Annotated in this window: 3 protein-coding genes and 1 pseudogene; 2 read left to right on the forward strand and 2 right to left on the reverse strand. The window is 72.3% G+C overall.

The features are described from left to right. Positions 1-253: 253 nt before the first annotated feature. Entirely contained in the window at positions 254-3,268 is a 3,015-nt protein-coding gene (locus tag ACFFNX_RS40570; protein ID WP_378211498.1) for an alpha-mannosidase, read from the forward strand. A gap of 46 nt (positions 3,269-3,314) precedes the next feature. On the opposite strand, the pseudogene ACFFNX_RS40575 reads toward ACFFNX_RS40570, so the two are convergent. Beyond that, positions 3,315-3,530 (reverse strand): annotated as a pseudogene (locus ACFFNX_RS40575) (VOC family protein); the annotation flags it as partial. A 34-nt stretch (positions 3,531-3,564) separates the two neighbouring features. Further along, a complete protein-coding gene (locus ACFFNX_RS40580) occupies positions 3,565-4,632 on the reverse strand; it encodes a Glu/Leu/Phe/Val dehydrogenase dimerization domain-containing protein (protein WP_378211499.1) in 1,068 nt (355 codons plus the stop codon). Positions 4,633-4,744: 112 nt separating this feature from the next. On the opposite strand from ACFFNX_RS40580, the gene ACFFNX_RS40585 reads away from it, so the two are divergent. Then, positions 4,745-5,209 carry an Lrp/AsnC family transcriptional regulator gene (locus tag ACFFNX_RS40585; protein WP_378211501.1) on the forward strand — a complete coding sequence of 155 codons (465 nt, stop codon included), beginning with the start codon at positions 4,745-4,747 and terminating at the stop codon, positions 5,207-5,209. The last annotated feature ends 342 nt before the right edge of the window (positions 5,210-5,551 follow it).

Raw genomic sequence — 5,551 nt, forward strand, 5'->3', positions numbered from 1 at the left:
GACACTCCCCGCCCCGAGACACTCCCCGCCCCGAGACACTCCCCGCCCCGAGACACTCCCCGCCCCGAGACACTCCCCGCCCTCCCAGGGGGCGCCGACCCCACTTCCATTGTCAAGCCCCCCACACGCCAAAGGAAGGCCGGACGCGCGGCTGTGGAAAACCCGCGGCCCGACCGAGACAGGCCCTAGCGATCCGTCTCCGCACGATCTTCGGTGTTTCGTTTCCTCCCCTCTGCCACGGTCAGGAGCCTTCATGCACGACACCACCCCCCAGATCGAGATGCGCGTCGAGCGTTTCGTGCGCGAGCGCATCGCGCCGGCCGTGGAGCGTCGTCGCGTCGCGCTCGACGTGACGGCGTGGGAGGTGCCCGACGAGCCGGTGCCGTTCGCGGAGGCCGTGGCGCAGGGCTTCACCCCCTTCGAACCCGGCATGCCCTGGAGCAAACCGTGGGGTACGACCTGGTTCCGCGTCACGGGTGAGATCCCCGAGGGGTGGGGCGGCGCGGACGTCGCACTGGAGATGGTCGCCGACCTGGGCTTTTCGGCACGGCAGCCCGGCTTTCAGGCCGAGGGCCTCATCTACCGGCCCGACGGCACGATCGTGAAGGGCCTCGAGCCGCTGAACAACGCCGTGCCCGTCGGGCCCGGGCCGATCGACCTCTACATCGAGGCCGCCTCGAACCCCGACGTGGGCGGGCACTACTTCTACCTGCCCACTCCGCTCGGCGACAAGGCGACCGCCGGCGTCGAGCCCATCTACACCCTCCGCCGCGTCGACCTCGTCGAGCGCGACCTGACCGTCTACGGCCTGCTGCGGGACTGCTGGACCCTCGTCGGTCTCATGGAGGAGCTGGAGGCGTCACTGCCGCGCCGCGCCGAGATCCTGCGCGCGCTGGAGCGGATGTGCGACGTCGTGGACCCCGACCGCGTGGCCGAGACCGCCGCCGCGGGCCGCGACGCCCTCGCGGGTGTGCTCGCCTCGCCCGCCTACCCCAGCGCGCACCGGGTGATCGCGGTGGGGCACGCGCACATCGACTCGGCCTGGCTGTGGCCGACGCGCGAGACGATCCGCAAGTGCGCCCGTACGTTCTCGAACGTGCTCGCGCTCATGGACGAGTACCCGGACTTCGTGTTCGCCTGCTCCAGCGCACAGCAGTACGCGTGGATGAAGGACCACTACCCGGAGCTGTTCGAACGCATCCGCCGGAGGGTCGCCGACGGGAGCTTCGTACCGGTGGGAGGGATGTGGGTCGAGTCCGACACGAACCTGCCCGGCGGTGAGGCGCTCGCGCGTCAGTTCGTGTACGGGAAGGGCTTCTTCCTGCGCGAATTCGGCTATGAGCCCGACGAGGTGTGGCTGCCCGACTCGTTCGGCTACACGGCGGCGCTGCCGCAGATCGCGCGCGCTGCCGGTGCGCACGCGTTCCTCACCCAGAAGATCTCGTGGAACGAGACCAACCGGATGCCGCACCACACGTTCTGGTGGGAGGGCATCGACGGCAGCCGCATCTTCACGCACTTCCCGCCGACCGACACCTACAACTCCGACCTGTCCGGCGCCGACCTGGCCCGCGCCCAGCGGCAGTACGCCGAGAAAGGCGTCTCCAACGTCTCGCTCACGCCGTTCGGATTCGGTGACGGGGGAGGAGGGCCCACCCGGGAGATGATGGAGGCCGCCGCTCGTACGCGCTCGCTGGAGGGGTCGCCGCGGGTCGAGGTGGGCACGCCGGAGCGCTTCTTCGCGCTCGCCCGGGAGACCCATCCGGCGCCGGCCACGTGGTCGGGGGAGATGTACCTCGAACTGCACCGCGGCACCTACACCTCGCAGGCGAGGACCAAGCAGGGCAACCGGCGCAGCGAACACCTCCTGCGCGAGGCGGAGCTCTGGAGCGCGACCGCGGCCTGGCGCGGGCTCGCGGACTATCCGTACGAGACGCTCGACGACGCCTGGCGTACCGTGCTGCTCCAGCAGTTCCACGACATCCTGCCCGGCTCCTCGATCGCCTGGGTGCACCAGGAGGCGGAGCGCAACTACGCGGCCGTCGCCGCCGCGCTCGCCCCGGTGATCGACGAGGCGCAGCGGGCCCTCGCCGGACCGGGCTCGGCGCCGGTCGTCTTCAACGCGGCACCGGTCGCCTCGGCCGGGGCGCCCGCGCTCGGAGCGACGGCCGGGCCCGTACCCGTCTGGACGGCCCCCGTCGCCGCCGACGCGGGGTGGGTGCTCGACAACGGCGTCGTCCGGGCGGTCTTCGACACGACGGGCCTGCTCGTCTCGTTCGTCGAGACCTCATCGGGGCGCGAGCTCGTGGCCGCCGGCGAGGCGGCGGCACTGCTCCAGGTGTTCCGCGACACCCCGAACCAGTGGGACGCGTGGGACATCGACGAGCACTACCGCCACACCGTGACCGAGCTGCGCGAGGCGGACGCGGTGGATGCCACCGGCGACGCGCTCGTCGTACGGCGCTCGTTCCGGCGCTCGGCGTTCGTGCAGACCTTCCGGCTCGCGGAGGCCTCGTCCGAACTGGAGATCGAGACTCGTGCCGACTGGCACGAGCAGGAGAAGCTGCTCAAGCTCGCGTTCCCGCTCGCGGTGCACGCCGACCGGGCGTCGTCGGAGGTGCAGTTCGGGCACGTACGGCGGCCCACCCACACGAACACGTCCTGGGACGTGGCGCGCTTCGAGACGGCGGCGCACCGATGGGTGCACGTCGGCGAGCCGGGCTTCGGCGTGGCCGTCGCGAACGACTCGACCTACGGTCACGACATCACCCGCCGCTGGGCGCCCGACGGCTCGACGGTCACGCTGGTGCGCGAGTCGTTGCTGCGGGCGCCGCGCTTTCCGGACCCGCACGCCGACCAGGGCGAGCACGTCCTGCGCACCGCGCTGCGGCCCGCCCCGACCGTACTGGAGGCTCTCGACACCGGCTACCGGCTCAACCTCCCGGTGCGCACGGTGACCGGCGGCGGCCCGGTGGCCCCGCTCGTCACGGTCTCGTCGCCCGCCGTCGTGGTGGAGGCCGTCAAGCTCGCCGAGGACCGCTCCGGCGACCTCGTCGTACGGCTGTACGAGGCACGGGGAGGCCGGGCGCGGGCGCGCGTCGAGGTCTCCGAGCCCGTCGGGCGGGCCTGGACGACCGACCTGCTCGAACGCGACCCGGCCGGCCTCCCGGACACCGCCGTGCAGGCCTCGGCATGGGCGGCCGGAGAACCGATCGAGATCGCGTTCCGCCCGTTCGAGATCGTGACGCTGCGGCTGCGGCGCGGCTAGGGCGCGTTTCGAAGCCCCGCCGTCCGGGACACTCGATGTCGGCCCTGGAGGCGCCCAGGGCGAAAACCCGCTCCACCTCCCGGGCCGGATCGGGACCGTCGGCCATGTCCAGGTGCAACCGGTTCTTGCTCACCCTCGGTCGCGTGGCCGGTACGAACCGCAGCCGTACGACGGCGTCGCCCGCGCGGATGACCGTACGCTCGCCGTCGCGGGTCGCCTCGGGCGCCGGTCCGTTCAGCGCCTCGGCCCAGAAGCGGGCCAGGGTTCCGGGTCCATCGCTTCGACGACGACCCCGCTCAGCCGCTCCGGCTCTCCTTCGCGGGAGCCGGAGCGGCTGAGCGCAGGCGGAGTTCGATCAGCTCGCTCGCGGCCTCGGCGAGGGTCGTGCCCGTGGTCCGCGCCGTGGTCAGCAGGTCCGTGACGGTGTTCTCGATGGCCTGGACGCGGGCGAGGCCGTCTTCGGCGGTGCCACGACGGAGCTCGACCGTGACGGCGTAGGCGACGCCACCCGCTCCGACGATGTAGTCCGGGACCCAGATGACGCCGTGGTCGTGGAGCAGGTCGGCGACGGCGGGAGTGGCGAGCTGGTTGTTGGCGGGCCCGGCGACGGCGGCGCAGCGGAGCCGGGGGACGATCCGTTCGGTGAGCACGCCGCCGAGGGCCGCCGGCACCAGGAGGTCGACGTCAGCGGTCAGCGCCTGCTCCGGTTCCTCCCAGGCGGCGCCGAGCTCGGTGCTCAGCGCCCGCTTGGCGGGGTCGATGTCGCCGAGCACGAGGACGGCTCCCTCCGCGGCGAGCATCCGGGCGAGTTTCTCGCCGACGCTGCCCACTCCGACCACGGCCACGCGCCGGCCCTTGAGGTCGGGCGTGCCGTAGAGGTGCCCGCCGACGGCCCGGAGAGCGGCCAGCGTCCCGGCCGCGGTGGGGACCGAGGAATCTCCGCTGCCGCCCTGGTCCACCGGCCTGCCCAGCACGTGGCCGGTGCGTTCGCCGATGACCGTCATGTCGTCGGGAGTGGTGCCGACGTCCGGCCCGGTCGCGTACCGGCCGTTCAGGAAGGCGACGGTGTCCGCCACGTCGTGGAGCACGTCGCGGCGCAGGGCCGGGGTGAGCGCGAGCCCTCCGGGCATGGCGACGACCGTCTTGCCGCCGCCGTTGTCGAGTCCGGCCGCCGCGCACTTGGCGGTCATGCCGGCCGACAGGCGCAAGGCGTCGGTGAGACCGTCCCGCCAGTCGTCGTAGTGCCGGAGACGGCATCCGCCGACCGCCCGGCCGAGCGTGGATGAGTGCACGGCGACGATGACCGGCAGGCCCGACCGCCGGCCCGTACGGATCAGGACCTGTTCGTGCTCGAAGGTGGACACGCCACCGGACCTCCTGTCGCGCGGACGGCGATACGGGTCAAGAGTCATCCATTCGGTCGCGTAATAGGCGCCGAACCGTACGAACGGCCGGAACTCTGGCAAAATCCCGCGAGTGGACGAACTTGATTCGGAGATCATCCGGCTTCTCCAGACAGATGCGCGGCAGTCCAACCGCGAACTGGCCCGCAGACTCGGCGTCGCGCCCTCGACCTGCCTGGAACGCGTCCGGGCGCTCACCCGCCGCGGCGTCATCCGCGGCTACCACGCCGAGATCGACCCGGCCGCGCTCAACCGCGGTGTGCAGGCCATGGTCTCGGTCCAGGTGCGTCCCCTCAGCCGTTCCGTCATCGACGCCTTCAAGGACTCCGCGAGCGCCATGCCGGAAGTGCTCAGCGTCTTCGTGCTGGGCGGTGGCGACGACTTCCTGCTCCACGTCGCCGTGCAGGACCTCGACCACCTGCACGCCTTCCTGCTCGACCGGCTGAGCAAGCGCCGGGAGATCATCGGCTTCCGCACCTCGGTCGTCTTCCAGCAGGTGCACAACGCCGTTCCCGCCCGGCTTCCCGACGCGGTCTAGCGATCTCGATGAAGGCGTTCCCGTGCTGGACAGAGTCGCGATGAACCCCGGCCGGAGCGCGCACGACGCTCACCACCGCGATCGACGGAGACCACGGGCGGGCCCCGGCGCACCTGGCGTCCCTGCTCGGCCTGGTCCCGGGGCCGGGGGCGGGTCGCGCGCGGGTCTCAGGAACGGCGCAGGCGGCGCCGTGCGTCCACGTGGTCGTGCAGGGTGACGTCGGTGGTGGCCTCGGTGCCGTCGGCGGTCAGTTCCGTGCCCGGCTGTCGAACGGCGGCGTCCGACCAGGCGAGTGCCGTCCGCAGTGCCTCGGGTCTGCGCGCGCCGGCGGCCAGGAAGCCG

The organism is Actinoallomurus acaciae, assembly GCF_042429965.1.
Lineage (GTDB): Bacteria > Actinomycetota > Actinomycetes > Streptosporangiales > Streptosporangiaceae > Actinoallomurus > Actinoallomurus acaciae.

Excerpts from the sequence above, each read along its gene's own strand:
- ACFFNX_RS40570 (WP_378211498.1), top strand. The coding sequence starts at position 254 with ATGCACGACACCACCCCCCAGATCGAGATGCGCGTCGAGCGTTTCGTG.